The sequence below is a fragment of the Nocardia cyriacigeorgica NBRC 100375 genome (assembly GCF_000308555.1).
Lineage (GTDB): Bacteria > Actinomycetota > Actinomycetes > Mycobacteriales > Mycobacteriaceae > Nocardia > Nocardia cyriacigeorgica.
On sequence record NZ_BAFY01000189.1, the window covers coordinates 29,539 to 44,857 of the forward strand.

General features: G+C 67.9%; 14 protein-coding genes. 9 read left to right on the plus strand and 5 right to left on the minus strand.

Features of this window, described 5'->3' with window-relative positions; genetic code table 11:
• Nucleotides 1-6 precede the first annotated feature (6 nt).
• Nucleotides 7-1,155: a CHAP domain-containing protein gene (locus RJ05_RS18795; RefSeq protein WP_036538971.1), complete on the minus strand. Its 1,149-nt coding sequence runs from the start codon at nt 1,153-1,155 to the stop codon at nt 7-9.
• Between the two features lie 306 nt (nt 1,156-1,461).
• Here RJ05_RS18795 and RJ05_RS18800 point away from each other — a divergent pair, with 306 nt between their 5' ends.
• The 6 genes from RJ05_RS18800 (at nt 1,462) to RJ05_RS18825 (ending at nt 9,421) form a co-directional block, all read left to right on the plus strand.
• Entirely contained in the window at nt 1,462-2,100 is a 639-nt protein-coding gene (locus tag RJ05_RS18800) for a hypothetical protein (protein WP_051016721.1), read from the plus strand.
• Nucleotides 2,101-2,312: 212 nt separating this feature from the next.
• On the plus strand, nt 2,313-3,938 hold the full coding sequence (locus RJ05_RS18805; RefSeq protein WP_169332966.1) for an acyl-CoA synthetase: 1,626 nt from the start codon (nt 2,313-2,315) through the stop codon (nt 3,936-3,938).
• A gap of 178 nt (nt 3,939-4,116) precedes the next feature.
• Nucleotides 4,117-5,766, plus strand: a complete 1,650-nt coding sequence (locus RJ05_RS18810; RefSeq protein ID WP_036538975.1) for an acyl-CoA synthetase — start codon at nt 4,117-4,119, stop codon at nt 5,764-5,766.
• Nucleotides 5,767-5,835: 69 nt separating this feature from the next.
• Nucleotides 5,836-6,396, plus strand: coding sequence for a hypothetical protein (locus RJ05_RS18815; RefSeq protein WP_051016723.1), 561 nt, complete (start codon nt 5,836-5,838; stop codon nt 6,394-6,396).
• A gap of 488 nt (nt 6,397-6,884) precedes the next feature.
• On the plus strand, nt 6,885-8,339 hold the full coding sequence (locus RJ05_RS18820) for a PepSY-associated TM helix domain-containing protein (RefSeq protein ID WP_036538977.1): 1,455 nt from the start codon (nt 6,885-6,887) through the stop codon (nt 8,337-8,339).
• 386 nt (nt 8,340-8,725) lie between these two features.
• Complete coding sequence (locus RJ05_RS18825; protein ID WP_036538979.1) at nt 8,726-9,421, plus strand: DUF8020 domain-containing protein; 696 nt, start codon at nt 8,726-8,728, stop codon at nt 9,419-9,421.
• 79 nt (nt 9,422-9,500) lie between these two features.
• Here the strand turns inward: RJ05_RS18825 and RJ05_RS18830 are convergent, their stop codons facing one another.
• The 3 genes from RJ05_RS18830 to galK all read right to left on the minus strand — a co-directional run bounded on the left by RJ05_RS18830 (nt 9,501) and on the right by galK (nt 11,980).
• Nucleotides 9,501-10,490 carry a hypothetical protein gene (locus RJ05_RS18830; RefSeq protein ID WP_036538981.1) on the minus strand — a complete coding sequence of 330 codons (990 nt, stop codon included), beginning with the start codon at nt 10,488-10,490 and terminating at the stop codon, nt 9,501-9,503.
• A 65-nt stretch (nt 10,491-10,555) separates the two neighbouring features.
• Complete coding sequence (locus RJ05_RS31000; RefSeq protein WP_138445662.1) at nt 10,556-10,798, minus strand: hypothetical protein; 243 nt, start codon at nt 10,796-10,798, stop codon at nt 10,556-10,558.
• Between the two features lie 42 nt (nt 10,799-10,840).
• A complete protein-coding gene (galK, locus tag RJ05_RS18835; protein ID WP_081597416.1) occupies nt 10,841-11,980 on the minus strand; it encodes a galactokinase in 1,140 nt (379 codons plus the stop codon).
• A 138-nt stretch (nt 11,981-12,118) separates the two neighbouring features.
• On the opposite strand from galK, the gene RJ05_RS18840 reads away from it, so the two are divergent.
• From RJ05_RS18840 to RJ05_RS18850, 3 genes are read left to right on the plus strand one after another with little or no spacing between them, the layout of a single operon-like run.
• A complete protein-coding gene (locus RJ05_RS18840) occupies nt 12,119-12,679 on the plus strand; it encodes a pyruvoyl-dependent arginine decarboxylase (RefSeq protein WP_234012088.1) in 561 nt (186 codons plus the stop codon).
• Nucleotides 12,676-13,245 (plus strand): hypothetical protein, encoded by a 570-nt coding sequence (locus RJ05_RS18845; RefSeq protein WP_036538983.1) that lies wholly within the window; start codon nt 12,676-12,678, stop codon nt 13,243-13,245. Before RJ05_RS18840 ends, RJ05_RS18845 begins: the two co-directional genes overlap by 4 nt.
• Nucleotides 13,245-14,771, plus strand: coding sequence for a GGDEF domain-containing protein (locus RJ05_RS18850; protein ID WP_036538985.1), 1,527 nt, complete (start codon nt 13,245-13,247; stop codon nt 14,769-14,771). Before RJ05_RS18845 ends, RJ05_RS18850 begins: the two co-directional genes overlap by 1 nt.
• Before the next feature lie 15 nt (nt 14,772-14,786).
• Here RJ05_RS18850 and RJ05_RS32750 read toward each other — a convergent pair.
• Nucleotides 14,787-15,319, minus strand: a 533-nt coding sequence (locus tag RJ05_RS32750) for a DUF6319 family protein (protein ID WP_036539011.1), incomplete at its 5' end; no start/stop codon positions are given.

Below are 15,319 nucleotides of genomic sequence, written 5' to 3' on the forward strand. Positions count from 1 at the left end.
ATCTCGCTACACCGCCACCTGCGCCGACGACGCAGGCGGATGGATGACACCGGCAAAGCCTCGGTCGAGACTGTAAGTATTGCGTCGCACGGCCTTACCGGAGTTTCCCTCGACGACGGTGACCGTATTGCCGTCGCGTGCGACCACAAGGCCGATATGGTTCTTGTCGCCCCATACAATCATGTCGCCGGGCTGTGCGCCCGAGACGTTATCAGCCCAACCCCACCGCCGGGCATCCGACCAGACCGCACTCACCAGGTTCTTATTGGTCCAGTTCACATCCATGCCGGCTTGCGTCCACGCCCAGTCGGTGAACGAGGCACACCACTCGTCGTTGATGTTGTACGGGCGGTTCACCCGGTTGTCGGCGTACTCGGAAACACCGATCTCGCCCTCTGCGGCGCGGATGGCCGCGTCGATCGAGGCCACCCCGGTCGACGGCGAAAAGCTGGCCGCATTAGCCGACCACGGTGTGGGATTGGGCGATACGGCGGTTGGCCCCCCCGAATAGCTCGCCGGTGCGGGCGCGCTCGACGGGATGCTGATGGGACGCTGTCCGCCCATCGTGCTGGGCGCGTTCGCCAACACCGGCTTCGCACCCTGCGTGGCCGCCCGAATCGCGTCGGCTTTCTCCTGGATCCGCGTCTTCGCATCGTCGACCAGGTCGTGGACGTCATCAGTGGTGTTCAGTACCAGGACGACCAATCGCCGCGCGGCGTGTGCCGGAATGTACTTGTCGTCCTTGCTGGGTCCGGGCTCATTCCTGAGAGCATCGCTCAGGTGGCGAACCTTGCCCATCACCTCACGGTAGGTGCTGTCAGCAGTGCTGAACGTCTCCGACACCGAGCCGTCGACACTCTTCTTCTTGGTCTCGAGTTCGTCCTCGATCGCCTGGAAATCGCTTTTGCGTGAACCGTATTTCTCCAGGATGTCCGTCTTCGCCTCGACACCGTCGATATCGGAGTTGCGTAGTAGTTTCGCTTTTCGCAGCTGTTCCAGCAGATCCGGTTGCGCGCCCGGCTCACCCGAGGCGAACTGCATGACACTCGCCCGCAGAGCGTGCTTGACCATCCTGACCACGGACACCAGCCCCGGCGGAAAGTCGCCGCGGACGGGGATGGCGTCGATTTCCGCGAGATCGGTCTTCAAACTCATAGACGGCACCGCCTTCCGGCCGGCCGGACTGCCATCCCCCGTGGGCCGACATACAGGAGCATCCGGATCCTCACTCGCCCACGACCATCAGGTCACCTGATGAAAGACACCTGCGACGCCTCGAGTATCACCGATTCCCAACCTTGGGAATGAGGCCGGACGATATTTGCCCGACGGCGCGTCTCGGCGGCAACCCTGGACAGTGCGGCATATCGCTGGCAACCTGGCCGCCGGACCGTTTCGCTTTCGAGAAACGGATGCGTTTCGAGCTGTACCCAGGAATGAATCTTCCGAAGGAGACAGGCAATGCCACGCTCGAGCTTGATGTCGCGCTTCACCACCGGCCTGGCGGCGACCGCCGCGGCCGCCATGCTGTTCACCGGGCACGCCGCCGCCGAACCGCAGACCGTCGACTGGACCGCCGCCGCCGAGCAGTTGCGCGAGGTCGCGACCGGCAACCCGGCCGCCGAACAGGCCATCGACCGGATGCTGGCCGACCCGCAGCGCCTCGACGACGCCGCCGAGGAGGTGGCGCTGCCCGCGCAGCCGTTCCAGATCCCGGCCCAGTCCGATATCGGGCGCGGCGGCGGCGCCGGGGTCTACGGTTCCGGCGTCGCGCTGGGCATCGACGGCTTTCGTTTCGGATTCTTCGGCGGCCCCGGCACCATCGCCCCGAACCAGACCGGCGCCAAGCTCGAGGTGATCTGGCTGAACCTGTCCAACGGACGCAGCGGCACCGAGGTGCTCACCGAGCACAACGACATCCCGGTCGACACCACGATCCGTTCGCGCGTGATCGATCCGGGCCCGGGCATGGTCGTGGCCGCGGTCTACGGCACCCTCTGGCACCGCTGGTCGGTTCCGGTCAGCGATGCGCACCCGGACGGCTTCCAGTACCAGAAGGGCACCATCTCGTTCCCATCCATGGGAGCAGTCGTCAATTGACAGCCTCCACCCACTGAGGCCGGGCGCGTTCTGTGAGGTCACAGGCGCGCCCGCGCTCATCTGGGGGTTTGCCCGCAGGGGCGGACACCGAGTCCGATATGTCGCCTTTGGCTGTGACCTGTCACACGTGCGCTGATACGGTAGGCATCCGATATGCCCGTTCGATTCGCTAGGTCGAGTACCGACGCGAGAGTTCTGTGGAGGTGTTCGTGGTGAACCTGGCGCATACGCTGGAAGCCGTCAAAGCGCTGGGGGTGTTGCGCTCGCGTGGGGTCAGCGATCCCAAAGCGCCGCTGGAAACCCTGAAGACCATGAAGGAGACGCGGGTCTACGGCCCGCACGCCGCGCTGGTCCGGCATTCGGCTCGGATCGCTCCCGACCAGGTCGCACTGGCCGACGAGCGTGGTGAACTCACCTACCGCGAACTCGACGAGCAGTCCACCGCCGTCGCACGCGGCCTGAAGGCCGCAGGCCTGACCGAGGGCATGGTCGTCGGCGTCCTGGCCCGCGATCACCGCGGCCTGATCCTGGCCGAGGTGGCCGCCGCCAAGCTCGGCATGCGGATCGCGCTGATGAACACCGGCTTCGCCAAGCCGCAGTTCGCCGAGGTGTGCGCCCGCGAGAAGGTCAAGGCGGTGCTGCACGACAGCGAGTTCCTCGGCCTGCTCGACGCCCTGCCCGCGGATATGCCGCGCTTCCTGACCTGGGTCGATGAGGGTGCCGCAGTGCCCGAGGGCGCCACCACCTTCGATGATCTGATCGCGGCGAACTCCACCGAGCCGCTGCCCGCCCCCAGCAAGCCGGGCGGCTTCATCATCCTGACCAGCGGCACCACCGGCCTGCCCAAGGGCGCCCCGCGCACCAAGGTGACGCCGATGGCCACCGCGCAGTTCGTGGACCGGGTGCCGTTCCCGCGCCGCGGCACCATGGTGATCGTCTCGCCGCTGTTCCACAGCACCGGGCTCAGCACCTGGCTGGTCGGCACCGTGCTCACCAACAAGATCGTGATGCGGCGCCGCTTCGACGCCGAGGCCACGCTGAAGATGATCTCCGATCACAAGGCCGAGATGCTGGTCGCGGTGCCGACCATGCTGCACCGGATGACCGAGCTGCCCGCCGAGGTGCGGGCCAAGTACGACCTGTCCTCGCTGAAGGTGATCCTGCTGGCAGGCTCGGCGCTGGCACCGGAGTTGTGCACCCGGGCCACCGAGGTGTTCGGGCCGGTGCTCTACAACCTCTACGGCTCCACCGAGGTCGCCATCGCCTCCATCGCCACCCCCGAAGAACTGGCGAAGGCGCCCGGAACGGTCGGCCGCCCGCCGATCACCTGCGATGTGCGGCTTTACGACGACAACGATCAGCTGGTGAAGGACAAGAACGTCACCGCCCGCATCTTCGTGCGCAGCGGCGCGCCGTTCGAGGGCTACACCGACGGCAGGCACAAGCAGATCATCGACGGCTACATGTCCAGCGGCGACGTGGGCCACTTCAACGATGACGGCCTGCTGATGGTCGACGGCCGCGATGACGACATGATCGTTTCCGGCGGCGAGAACGTCTTCCCGCAAGAGGTCGAGCAGCTGCTGCTCGAACGCGAAGACGTTTTCGACGCCGCTGTGGTCGGCGTCGACGATGTCGAGTTCGGTAAGCGCCTGCGCGCCTTCGTCGTCCCCGAGCCCGGCCACACCCCCGACGCCGAGCAGATCAAGACCTTCATCAAGGAGAACCTGGCCCGGTACAAGGTGCCGCGCGAGGTGATCTTCCTCGACGATCTGCCGCGTAACCCGACCGGCAAGCTGCTGCGCCGCGTGCTGGTGGATTACCAGGTAGAACTGTAATTCGCGGCTGCCGGTGCCGGGGTCGAGATGGACATCGACCCCGGCATCGGCGTTCGGTGAGACGAGCAACACAACTCGCGAGTAATGCTTGCTATTGTTAGCACCAGCACTGGATCCCGAGGTTGCGATCCACCCCACCCCGGTCACGGTGGCTGGATCGCGGAAGGTTGTTTGCCGCATGTCTCTGTCGACCCCTGCCCCCGTCCGCAAGGCGCGTGACCTCGCCCTGGGCGTGAATGTCATGGTCAAGCGCGGGTTGTTCAACCCGCTGCGCCTCGATCACGGGGCCCGCTCGTTCATCAACATGCGCAGGTTCGGCCCGTTCGCCGGCGTCGTCATGCATGCCGCGCAGACCCGGCCGAATGCCGCGGCGATCGTCGACGAACACGGCGAACTCACCTTCGGCCAGCTCGATGAACTGTCCAACGCCTTCGCTCGCGGGCTCGCGACCAAGGGCATCGGCCAGGGCGACGTGGTCGCGGTACTGGCACGCGACCACCGCGGCATGGTGCTGAGCCTGCTGGCCACCGGCAAGCTCGGTGTGCGCGCGGTCCTGATGAACACCGGATTCGCCAAACCGCAGTTCGCCGACGTCGCCGAGCGCGAAAAGATCAAGGCGGTACTGCACGACAGCGAGTTCTTCGACCTGATGAGCGCCATCCCGGCCGATATCCCCCGCGTGCTCACCTGGGTGGACGAGAAGGACGGCGCCGATCCTTCGATCCCCACCATCGAGTCGCTGTCGGCGGGCCGCTCCACCGAGTCCATGCCGGCCCCGGCCAAGCCCGGCGGGATGGTGATCCTCACCAGCGGCACCACCGGCACGCCGAAGGGCGCGCCGCGCGATCGGGTCAGCCCCTTCATGTCGGCCCAGTTCCTGGACCGGGTTCCGCTGCCCAAGAACGGCACCATGGTGATGGCGGCGCCGATCTTCCACGGCACCGGCCTGTCCCAGTTCACCCTCGGCCTCGCGCTCGGCAACCGGGTGATCTTCCAGCAGTGCCGCTTCGATCCGGAGCTGACGCTGGCCAATATCGTGAAGCATCGCGCGGATTCGCTGGTCGTGGTGCCCACCATGTTGCAGCGCATGCTCGACCTGCCCGCAGACGTGCTCGCCAAATACGACATGACGCCGCTGAAGGTGATCTTCGCGGCCGGCTCGGCGATTCCGCCGGACGTCGTGGTGCGCACCGCCGAATACTTCGGCGACGTGCTCTACAACCTGTACGGCTCCACCGAATGCGCGGTGATCACGGTGGCCACGCCGGAAGATCTGCGCAAGGCGCCGAGCACCGCGGGTCGCCCGCCGGCGGGCATCCGGATCGCGCTCTACGACGAGAACCGCAAGCTCATCACCGAGCCGAACGTCACCGGCACCATCTTCATCGAGAACGCGCACGGATTCCGCGCCTACACCGACGGCCGCACGAAGGAACGGGTGGACGGGATGATGTCCAGCGGCGACGTCGGCCATTTCGATGCCGACGGACTGCTGTACATCGACGGCCGCGATGACGACATGATCGTCTCCGGCGGCGAGAACGTCTTCCCGCAGGAGGTCGAGCACCTGCTGTCGAACCGGCCGGACGTGCTGGAGGCGGCCGTCGTCGGCGTGGACGACCGCGAGTTCGGCAAGCGGTTGCGCGCCTTCGTGGTGCCCGGACCGGACTCCGCCCGCGACGTCCAGGAGATCAAGGACTACGTCAAGCAGAACCTGGCTCGCTACAAGGTGCCGCGCGAGGTGATCTTCCTCGACGAGCTGCCCCGCAATGCCACCGGCAAACTGCTGCGCAAGCCACTGGTCGAGATGGACGTCGACGCCTCGTAGCAGCCCCGGCTACCTCCGATCACCGACGTGGCCATCGGATGAATACCGCTCAGTTATCATCAGCGCGTGATGATCAGGTTCGGCCGACCCCCTGCGGATGACCGCAGCGGCCTCGCGCAGGTGCGCGGTGGGGCGGCCGGATCGTTGTCGGGTGCGGTGTCGGTGGCGGCGCACGGCTGGGCCTCCGGTGGGATGGCGCCGAGCAGCGCCACCCTGGCTCTGCTCGTCGCCGCCGCCGCGGTCGTCGGGGCGCTGATCGCCGGACTCGCACCATTGCGGACCGGGTCGGCCGGACTCGTCACCGTCCTCGCGGCGGGCCAGCTCCTCGGCCACCTCAGCATGGGCTGGGGTTCCGGACATCTGCATCACGGTGATCTGCAGCTGACGCCCGCGATGATCGCCGCGCACCTCGTTGCCGTCGCTGTGGCGGCCGTTCTCATCCAGGGTGCGGAATTCGCCTACCGGATCGGCGGATCGGCGCTGGCCCGAGTACTGCCGCTGCGGTATCACCCGCCAGCCATCGCCGGGCCCGCGCCGCTGCGCACCGGCCATCGCGATCGCGTCATCCTGTGGGTGCTCGCCGCCGAATCCACGCGAACCCGCGCGCCGCCGTCGATTGTTCGTCTCTGAGTTCCCTCCCCGGACACAAGACACTGTGCGTGCGCCGGCGTACGCATTACGCGTGGTCGCGCTGTAGTTCCGCACCGACGCCACAACGGCCCTGCCTGGAGTTGTCGCAGTTCCGTATCGGCTCGCCGCGGTGGCCGTGACCGCGCCGAACGGGCGCTACCCGCGCTCACGTGTGGTCGCCGCGCATGCGGCCGGACGCGTCGCGATTCCGTCGGGTAACCGCGCCTGACGACACGAGTACGTGAGCGGCCGAAGGTGCGCAGCATCGCACCGTGCGCTCAGGCAAGGCGCGCCGGACGATCGGTTACCCGGTCTGATCCGGACAGCGGCCGTCCAGCGATCGACACGATCGGCAAACGCGCGATCCGTCTCGTGTACCCGGGGTCCATCTCGCCCATCCGTATGCGCTGTCGTCGAACGCCCCGAGCTTGTGGCGAAGGTGCACGGCGACAGCCGGGCGTCACCTACCAGGACGTAGTCGAACAACGATGAGTACCACTGATATCGAGGCTCCACAGCAGGAGTCGGCTTCCCCGCCCGGACCACGACGGTCCGGCGCGGGTGCCGCCGCACGTGCGCTGGCGCTGCGGTTGCATTTCTACGCCGGCGTCTTCGTCGGTCCATTCATTCTGATCGCGGCGGTCACCGGTGCGCTGTACGCGATCGCGCCGACGCTGGAGTCGATCGTCAGCCGCGATCTGCTGCACGTCGAAGCTTCCGGACCCGCGCGCCCGGTCTCCCAGCAGGTCGGCGCCGCCGTCGCTACCCGGCCGGATCTCACCCTCGTCGCGGTGGCACCGGCGCCCGAAGCAGGCGACACCACCCGGGTCATCTTCAGCGACCCGACGCTCGGTGAATCCGAACGGCGCGCGGTGTTCGTCGACCCTGCGACCGCGACACCGGTCGGCGACTCGGTGGTCTACGGCAGTTCGGGCGCGCTGCCCATGCGCACCTGGATCGACCGGTTGCACCGCGACCTGCACCTGGGCGAGCCCGGCCGGCTCTACAGCGAGCTGGCCGCGTCCTGGCTGTGGGTGATCGCGCTGGCCGGGCTGCTGCTGTGGGTCCGCCGGGTGCGGGCGCGGCGCAACCGCAATTCCGCCGGATGGCTGATGCTGCCGGACCGTTCCGGCAGCGGCCGCGGGCGCACCCTGAATTGGCATGGCGCCGTCGGGTTCTGGATTCTTCCGGTGCTGTTGCTGCTGGCGGCGACCGGAATGACCTGGTCGACCTACGCCGGTGAGAACATCACGAAGCTGCGGGAGAATCTCAGCTGGACCACGCCTGCTGTCAGCACCGCACTGCCGGGTTCGGAGGCGCCGGCGACCCACGCGGGCGGCGACCACCACCATAGTGGTTCGACCCCGATGCCGACCGGCGATCCGGGTGACCGGGTGGCGCAGCTGGATCGGGTGGTCGAGGCCGGACGTGCCGCGGGCATCGATCAGCCTGCCGAGATCGCGATTCCCGCCGACGATTCCACGGCTTTCGCGATCAAGGAACGGCGCATGCCCGGTACTTACACCGTCGACTCCGTCGCAGTCGACGGCACCACCGGTGCCATCACCGCGCGCCTGCCCTACGCCGATTGGCCGCTGATGGCCAAACTGTCCAATTGGGGCATTCAATTCCACATGGGCTTGATGTTCGGCCTGCTCAACCAGCTACTGCTGCTCGCGGTGATGATCGGGCTGATCACCGTGATCGTGCGTGGCTATCTGCTGTGGTGGAAGCGGCGACCCACCCGCGATGCCGGGCGATTCGCCGTCGGCAAGCCACCGCAGCGCGGCGGATTGCGGCGCAACCCGTTGGTGCTGATCGTGCCGTTGGCCGCGGTGACGGTCCTGATCGGCTGGTTCGCGCCGCTGATCGGCGTCAGCGTGCTCGCATTCCTGGTGGTCGACGTCATCGTCGGTCGGTTCAGGAGCCGAGCCGCCGGATAGCCCCAGATCCGCGAGACGGGCCCGCCGGGCGGCGGGCCTGGTTCTTCGCGCGAAGTACCGCCTCAGCGCTGAGCTGAGGAATGGGTTCCGCCGGACGTTCGAGCGCTGCAACCTGCGCTGACGAGCTGGCCGGTCGAGTGCACATGCTCGGTCGAGTATGTCCGGCGGAGCACACACCGGACCGTCGGCATCCGCACTGCCCGCCGACATCCGGGGCCCGAGGCCACCGGTATCCGCCTGCGACGGCACGTGCCCGCACAGTCGTGCCCATGCCGGCGCACGGGCGAGAACCACGGCCGCACAAGCAATTCGGGTCAGCCCATGTCGGTATCGACTCTACCGACTCGACCCGATGTCATCTCTCCACACATGAGAAGGAAGCAACCATGACGTTCACCAAGCTCGCCCTGATCACCATCGCCGCGACCACCGCGCTCGGACTCACCACCGCCACCGCACAGGCGGCGCCCGAGCCGGAGGCGGTCGGCTTCACCGCGACGGCGACCGAGACGTCGAGCATCATCAGCACCGACGCGGGTTCGCTCGTGGTCGAGGATCGGGCGCTGAAAATCAAGGCGCCCAACGGCAGCGTGCTGGCGGGCATGCCACTGACCTTCCGGGTCGACGAGTTCGAATTCCCGATCGCCGCCGACATCTCCGGCCGCACCGCCACTCTCACCCCGCGGTTCGATCTCGCGCACGCGGTGTACCGCCCGGTCGCCCTGCCCTTCGAGGACAAGGCCGGTTACAAGTCCGAGTACGAGCGGGAGAAGGATGCCTGGAGCCGGATGACCAGCACCATCGGTCTCGGAGCCAGCGTCGCCGCGCTGGTCGGCGGCATCGGCGGGGCCGCGGTGGGTTGCGTTCTCGGCGGCATCGCGGGCGCCACCATCGCCTCGGCCACCATCGTCGGTCTGTTCGGCCCGTTCATTCCCGCAGCCGCCGTCGGCTGCATCGGCGGCGTCCTAGCCGTCGGCAGCCTCGGTGCTGTCGTCGGGCAGATCCTGATCACCGCGCCCGTCGCCATCGGCGCCGCGATCCAGTACTTCACCACGATCAACGCCCCGTTCCCGGCCAAGTGATCCGAAGCCGCCGTGTCCCGGGCTTTCCGTGCCCGGGACACGGCGGCGTTCACATGGTCAGGACCGATGGACCGGGAGTTCAATCATCCAAGCCCCCATGGGGAAACAGCAGTGCGGGCGAGGACTGCGCCAGGCCGACGGGCCGGCCGGCTCGGGGAGCAGCGACCCAGGGTGTGGCCTGCGGCTTGTCCGACCCCGACGGGGCGGGCCGAGGCCGGGGGCGGCGCTCTCGGCGGGTCTGCCGCACGCTATCGGTGCGCGGGAGGCGCTCGCGCTGCACCAGGCGCTGCCTGCCGGCCTCGTCGTCCTCGGCCGCACGCCGCTCCAGCAGTTCGTGGTCGTGCTGCACCATGCGTTCGAACACCTGGTCCACGATGTCGTCGACGTCCTCGGCGTGGGCCGATCGGGAGTCGACCGAGGGCTGGTCGACCTCGTCGTACGCACCGGCGCCGCTATCGGCCGGGTAGACCCGGCGCCGCAGGCAGACGGCGATCACCGCGGTGAGTGCCACGACGACACAGCAGATCAGGGCTTGATCGGTCAGAGTGGCCGTCACGGGCTGCTGCGCCGCGTCGGCGGTCGGCTGCTCGCCGCCGCCGAACAGGGACTTGACGATGGTGCCGAGCGTTTCCTTCAGTTCGTCATGGTCTTCGGTCATCTTCTTCAGATCCGGCGATTTACTGTTGAGGTACAGCAGCGTCACCGGAACGAGGACCACATTGGCCATCGCGGCGACGATCGCCACCGACCGGCCGACGCCGGTCAACCGATGCAGCTGGGCCGCGATCAGGGTGAGGACCGCGACCGCCGCGATCAACGCACCCAACCATCCGCTGATGGATGCCACGGGCTCGTCGAAGATGCGCAGCGCCGGGACGGAGCCGTCGAGCCGGCCGAAAGCGTCGGTATGCACGTCACCGTGGGGACCCGAGGCCGATAGCCATGGTTGGCACAGGAGCACCAGGGTGAGCAAGCTCAGCGCTGTGATCGACCAGCTCTGCCAACCGGATCGAGATTCCGAATCCGGTCGCGTGACGACGTCGGAGTGCCCGTTGGGTGCGTTATCCATGAATTTCGAATTCAACCTTCGGAATTGCTTATTTTCACCCCTGCGCGATATGCGAGGGGCTTGTGTCACATCTTTGATGAACCCTTGTCGCCATCGACGTTCACCAGATTAGAGCATGGGATACGCAGGTCAAATGAGGTTCTGGCAATAAAGAGACCTGTGACACAATACTTTTCGGTAACTTGTAACGGCGGCCCTTTACCCATATGCGGAGCCGTCCCCCGAAAGCCCTGCATCGAGAAGTTTTCCGGCACACCGGTAAGCACCAACCCGGCGTAACGGCCCGCATCGGCTGTGACCAGATCCACGCTCGTCGACGCCACCCGCGCATCGAGCAGCCGCGCCGATAGTCACCACACGCGATGCGCCCCGGCAGCAGGCACCACGGTGAATACCGACGGGGCGGGCAGACCCTTGCCGACCAACCCATCTCGCACCGCCGCGGTCACCGCCCCGACGGCCTGCTGATCCACCAAGGCGATGACGCTGCCGCCGAACCCACCCCCGACCATGCGGGCCCCGTACGCACCGGCCGCCAGGGCAGCGGTCACGGCGGTATCCAAGACCGGCGTCGATACCTCGAAATCCTCGCGCAACGAGCTATGCGAGGCAGTGAGCACAGGACCGATCTGCCGAGGATCGGCACCCGCGCGCAGCAGCGCGACGACCTCGAGGACCCGCGCGTTCTCGCCGACGACATGCCGCGCCCGACGCAGCAGTACCGTATCGCCCAGGCGGGCGAGGGCATCGAACGAGCCGATCTCGCGCAATGACCGCACACCCAGTTCCGCTGCCGCGGCCATACATTGGGTCCGCCGTTCGGAATAGCCGCTCTCGGCCAGCCGATGCGGATGCCCGGTGTCGACGACCAGGAGTTCGAGCCCGGACGCGCGCAGGTCGAACGGAATCTGCGCGTAGGCCTCGGGCCCGCCCTGGCCGAATCGCTGGACGTCGAGGAACAGCGCGTGCCCGGGGGTGCACAGGATCGACGCGGACTGGTCGAGGATCCCGGTCGGCACACCCGCGTACCGGTTCTCCGCGGCACGGGTCAGCTCGATCAGATCACGCTCGGACACGGGGATGCCGAACAGATCTCGCAGTGCGATGGCCACCGAGCAGCACAGCGCCGCCGACGATGACAGGCCCGCTCCGATCGGCACCCGCCCGTCGATGCGCAGCTCGACCCCGTCGACGCGGTGGCCCCGCCGCACGAACTCGGACACCACGCCCAGCGGGTATCTCCCCCACCCGGGCAGCGCGACACGCTCGCGCTCGAGCGCGCCCAGCCCGAGCGCGATCCGCTCCCCCGGCCGTTGCCGCGACCGCAGCAGAACTCGGTCGTCGCCACGGCGGCGGGCCGCGCACTCGACGGTCATCGGCAGCGCGATCGGCAGCACGTATCCGTCGTTGTAGTCGGTGTGCTCGCCGATGATGTTCACCCGGCCGGGCGCCACCCAGGTCGCGAAGCCGTCGTCACAGTCGTCGGGCACCGTTCCACCTTACGAGACACGCCGTGCGAGCAGTGGTTTCACCGCGACACGGTGCCTGGCGGGTGATCCTCGGTCACGCTCGGTCCGAAGGGATGACCCGCCCGCCTGTCCGCGGGCCCGGCCACATGGGGAGCAGTTGTGATCGATTCCGTCCGCCGACGTTTCGGTGCGTCTTGGCCGCCGCGGCATCGTCTGTCCGCTCGTCGCGGCGATCGGCCGGCACCGCAGACCATTCAGATCGCCGCGGCCACCGGCGCCGGGCCGACCGCCCTGGCCGCATTCGATGCCGCCCTGCGCGAACTCGGGGTCGGCGAGGCGAATCTGATCCGGCTGTCCTCGGTGATCCCACCGCACGCCCGACCGAAACCCGTCGAGCGGATCAGCACGCCGTTCGCGTGGGGCGACCGGCTCTACTGCGTCTACGCCGCCGGACACGCCGACCGCACGGGTTCCCGCGCCGCCGCCGGAATCGGCTGGACCACCCGCGAGGACGGTGCGGGCCTGTTCGTCGAACACGAGGCGGAGACCACCGACGAGGTCGAACATCTTGTCCGATCCAGCCTGGCCGATATGGCCGGGCATCGCAGCGGGCGCTTCGGCCCGATTCGATTGCGCATCAGCGAAACTCGTTGCGACGGCCGTCCCACGTGCGCGGTGGTGTTCGCCGCGTTCGGCGCGACCGGATGGGACCGGCTATGAGCCGATTGCACGTCACGATCGAAACGACGATCGGCCGGGAGCCGGCCGAACTCTTCCACGGCCTGTACGAGCAGGCCTTCGGCCCGTTGCGGTCCAAGGCCGCGGCCAGGCAGGTGCTGCATCGCGACGAGTTCCTGGCCGAGATGCGCGATCCACGGGTGCAGAAGCACATCGCGCGCAACGGCACCGGCGAGCCCGTCGGCTTGACCACCTTGACCAGGCATTTGGAGACGGTGCCGTGGATCAGCCCCGAGTATTTCATTGCGAGATATCCTGAACACGCAGCCCGTGATGCGATCTACTACGCGGGTTTCACCCTTGTTGCGCCAAGTGCGCGACAGGGCGCGGCCTTCCATGTCATGATCGAATCAGTTGTCCGGGTTCTGGTGGCTGAACGTGCCGCGGTCGGCTGGGACATCTGTTCGTACAACAACACTCGGTTCTGTTTCGCCGACGGCATCAGAGCGGTGCTCGAGGAGCAGGCAGACGTCGAAGTAGCAGTTGAGGATTCCCAGACCTACTACGCGGCCCGATTCATCGGAACGGGAGCGATGAAGGGGGGCTGATGGAACTCACCGGAGAGCAGTCGGCGGGTGGGCGATCGCACTTCGGACATCGGTGGCTGCGGTTCGTCCCCGGCGTCGCGATCGTTGTGATCGTGCTACAAACTCTGCTCGATTCCCCCGCGCTGTCACTGACCACGATGGCTCTGGTGGTGGCGGGCGCGCTCACCATGATCGGCGCCGGTCTGCGCCGGCATCGGCCGCGGCGGCCGTTGCCGTGGTATCTGCTGTCGGCGTCGGCGGTGTCCTTCGCCGCGGGCATCGCCCTGCGCGATTTCGCTGGCACCGGCACCCGGTCCCTCGACGACGCCTTCACCCTCGCCGGCTATGCCGGCATCGGCGTAGCCGCGGTGTTCTGGTTGCGCCCCCGCCAACTCCATACCGATTACGACCTGTTGCTCGACTCCGCGCTGATCGGTCTCGGCGCGCTGCTGGCGTCGTGGACGTTCCTGATCTCCCCCGCGCTCCGCGCCGACGGCCACCCCGGCCATGCCGTCGTGACGGCGATCTATCCGATCCTCGACGCGCTGTTACTGGCGCTGGTCGCCTACTCGGTGGCGACGACGACACGGTCGGAGACGTCGCTGCGGTGGCTGCACGGCGGGCTGCTGCTGGCCCTGCTCGGCGATCTCGGCTACAACCTCGAGGTCGCGGGCACCCCGGTGGCAGGCCGGGACGTATTGCTCGCACCGCTGCTGCTGGCCTACACCCTCGTCGGCGTCGCCGCCCTGCACCCGACCATGACCTCGCTCGGCGCACCGCATCCGATCCATCCGCATCATTCCCGCCAGCGCGCCAGCTTCCTCGCCGTCGCGCTGATCGTGGCGTCGCTGATCCCGGTGGTCGGCTCGCGCCTGGGCACCGTGGACCGGGTGGTGGTGTCGACGCTGTGCGCGCTGCTGCTGATCGGCGTGCTGGTGCGCAGCGAGCGCGCCATCGTGCGCAGCGCGCGCAGCGAGAAGCGGGCCCAGTACCAGGCCGACCACGACATGCTCACCGGGCTGCTCAACCGGTCGGCGCTGCTGCGGGCGCTGGCGCGCAATCGCGGCCACTGGGCCGAACGACCGCTGTGTTTGCTGTTCATCGACCTGGATGGGTTCAAGATGATCAACGACAGCTACGGCCATGCCGTCGGCGACGAACTCATCGCCAACGCGGCCTCGCGGATCCGCCGGGCGGTGCGCCGCGACGACGTGGTGGCCCGCTACGGCGGCGACGAATTCGTCATCCTCGCTCCACTCGACCGGCAGGAGGCCGAAGGCCTGGCCAAACGACTGCTCGCCACCTTCATGCGCCCGTTCGACCTCAGCGCGGGCGAGGTGCCGATCACCGCGAGCATCGGCCTCGCCTGTAGTGGGCCGCGCGCCGCCGAAGCCGACATCTACGGCCTACTGCGCGAAGCGGATTCGGCGATGTACCACGCCAAGGAGTACTCCCTCGGCTACACCTTCTACGACGCGTTCCGAGACGAGACCCGCGCGGCGCCCGAGACCGTCCGCCGCCCCTGGCAGCGCGAGACGGCGGTCTGAGCGCCGCCCGGCGGGTCAGTCGGGCAACTCGGCGAGCAGCTTCTTGGCCTCCTCCAGCTCGGCCTGCAACTGCTCGACCTTGGCCAGCTGCGCGACACGCACGGCTTCCATGATCCCGCCGACCACCTCGGAGACTTCGGGGTGCAGCAGTTTCGCGGCCTGGGCGACAGCGGCGCTGTTCACCGGAAGCGCTCGCACGGTGCGCTTCTTGCCGTTGACCACGTCGACGCTCCACTCGCCGTCGGCGGTGCCGCTGATGGTGACGGTGACCTCGGCCGCCTTCGACTTGCGCGCGGGAGCCTTGGCGGCCGGCTTCGGCTGCGCCGGTGTCGCCGGCTGTTGCCGCGCGGGTGCGGGCTTGGCGGCACCGTTCGAGGTAGCGGGCTCGGGAGCCGGTTTCGCGGCCGGTGCCTGCGCGGGCGGAGTGGCGGGGGTGCTCGTCGGGGCCGACGGCTTGGTCACAGTGGGTGATTCCTTCCTGGTGGTCGATGCCGGCTGGGCGACGGCCTTGTCCCGCGCGGGCTTGGTCATCGTCACCTCGGCCGGGG

Excerpts from the sequence above, each read along its gene's own strand:
- RJ05_RS18810 (WP_036538975.1), top strand. The coding sequence starts at position 4,117 with ATGTCTCTGTCGACCCCTGCCCCCGTCCGCAAGGCGCGTGACCTCGCC.
- RJ05_RS18815 (WP_051016723.1), top strand. The coding sequence starts at position 5,836 with ATGATCAGGTTCGGCCGACCCCCTGCGGATGACCGCAGCGGCCTCGCG.
- RJ05_RS18800 (WP_051016721.1), top strand. The coding sequence starts at position 1,462 with ATGCCACGCTCGAGCTTGATGTCGCGCTTCACCACCGGCCTGGCGGCG.
- RJ05_RS18845 (WP_036538983.1), top strand. The coding sequence starts at position 12,676 with ATGAGCCGATTGCACGTCACGATCGAAACGACGATCGGCCGGGAGCCG.
- RJ05_RS18825 (WP_036538979.1), top strand. The coding sequence starts at position 8,726 with ATGACGTTCACCAAGCTCGCCCTGATCACCATCGCCGCGACCACCGCG.
- RJ05_RS18850 (WP_036538985.1), top strand. The coding sequence starts at position 13,245 with ATGGAACTCACCGGAGAGCAGTCGGCGGGTGGGCGATCGCACTTCGGA.
- RJ05_RS18830 (WP_036538981.1), bottom strand. The coding sequence starts at position 10,490 with ATGGATAACGCACCCAACGGGCACTCCGACGTCGTCACGCGACCGGAT.
- RJ05_RS18795 (WP_036538971.1), bottom strand. The coding sequence starts at position 1,155 with ATGAGTTTGAAGACCGATCTCGCGGAAATCGACGCCATCCCCGTCCGC.
- RJ05_RS18820 (WP_036538977.1), top strand. The coding sequence starts at position 6,885 with ATGAGTACCACTGATATCGAGGCTCCACAGCAGGAGTCGGCTTCCCCG.